Here is a 326-nt window from a genome sequence, read left to right on the forward strand (position 1 = left end):
AGGGCATGGAGGCAGGCGGAGGTAGCCTTCAGTGCACATACGAAGCGGGGCACATACGACGACGTCACGGGCGGAACGGCCGACCGACGCAAGGAGTGCACATGGCCGCGGTGGACATCTCGACCCACCCCGGGCACCTGGCCCGACGGTTGCAGCAGGCGCACCACCTGCTGTGGAACACGATGGTCTCCGAGGAGATCACCTCGCCGCAGTTCGCGGTCCTGAACGCGCTCGTCGCCGAGCCGGGGCTCGACCAGCGCACGGTGGGGGAGCGGGTGGGACTGGACCGCTCCACCACCGCCGAGGTGATCGGCAGGCTCGGCCGC

At 69.9% G+C, this 326-nt stretch carries 1 pseudogene; it reads left to right on the top strand.

The features are described 5' to 3' along the window. Positions 1-101: 101 nt before the first annotated feature. Positions 102-326, top strand: a pseudogene (locus CCN35_RS07760) (MarR family winged helix-turn-helix transcriptional regulator); the annotation flags it as partial.

The organism is Streptomyces thermovulgaris, assembly GCF_002155915.1.
Taxonomy (GTDB): domain Bacteria; phylum Actinomycetota; class Actinomycetes; order Streptomycetales; family Streptomycetaceae; genus Streptomyces; species Streptomyces thermovulgaris.